Annotated in this window: 1 protein-coding gene and 1 pseudogene; both read right to left on the minus strand. The window is 71.9% G+C overall.

Translation table 11 applies throughout. The features are described 5' to 3' along the window. On the minus strand, nt 1-471 hold a 471-nt coding region (locus CVM52_RS26105; RefSeq protein WP_133120020.1), incomplete at its 3' end, for an N-acetylmuramoyl-L-alanine amidase. A 3-nt stretch (nt 472-474) separates the two neighbouring features. Beyond that, nucleotides 475-964, minus strand: a pseudogene (locus CVM52_RS27325) (hypothetical protein); the annotation flags it as partial.

Below are 964 nucleotides of genomic sequence, written 5' to 3' on the forward strand. Positions count from 1 at the left end.
CGGCCGCGCCAGCCCCTGCCGCGCCAGCCGCGCCCAGTCGAAGCGCGGGCCGGGATCCTGTTTGCGCCCCGGCGCCATGCAGGAATGGCCGATCACGCCCTCGGGGCCGATGGCCCAGCGCGCCATGATCTGTGGCAACAGCGCCTCCAGCGCCGCCATCAGCGGCTCGGCAAAGGGCTGGGCGCCGGTGTTGTCCAGTTCGATCCCGATCGAGCGCGAATTCACATCCGCCGCCCCGGCCCAGTCACCGGCGCCGGCGTGCCAGGCGCGCATCGCCTCGTCCACCAGCTGCCACAGCCTGCCATCGCGGCTGATCAGGTAATGCGCCGAGACTTCGGAGGCCGGGTCGCATAACCGATCCAGCGCCGCCTGTGCATCCGCCATGGCGGTGTAATGCAGCACAATCAGCGACGGCTGCGCGCCGCCGCGCCGCGCGGTGAAATTCGATGAAGGATGCCAGCGCGGCGTCACGCCTCAGTTCGCGGCGGCCCGCCGGAACGGCGCGGGGTTCCAGGCGCAGGCATAGCCATCGCCATCCGGATCCAGCCCCAGCCGGTCGCGCTCGGGCCCGCCACGGGCCAGGAAATCGATCTGCGCCTGGTCCGGCGAGGGGTATTTGGCACAGGCGCGCTGCGCCCGCGACGGGGTCTGCAGCGCCGAACGATTGTGCATCCGGGTGCCGCGCGCATGGCTGGTCTGCAGCGCATAGGTGACGATATTCGGTCCGGCGCTGCCGTCGCGGGCCGGCACTGCGGTGGGCTGCACCTCTTCAAAGGCCTGGCGGTTGCGGGCGATGCGGGCGGCATCGCCCTGGATCGAGCGCTCTTCCGAAACGGCAGCAAAGTCGTTCTCTTGCGACAGGCCGGGATCGTTCTGCGCCGGCGGCGCGGCGGTTGCCGGCGCCACCGGTACCGGGCTACTTGCCGCCAGCGGCGGATTGGGCGCGGTCGCGGCCAGCGCCGCC

The sequence above is a fragment of the Pseudooceanicola lipolyticus genome, assembly GCF_002786325.1.
Taxonomy (GTDB): domain Bacteria; phylum Pseudomonadota; class Alphaproteobacteria; order Rhodobacterales; family Rhodobacteraceae; genus Pseudooceanicola_C; species Pseudooceanicola_C lipolyticus.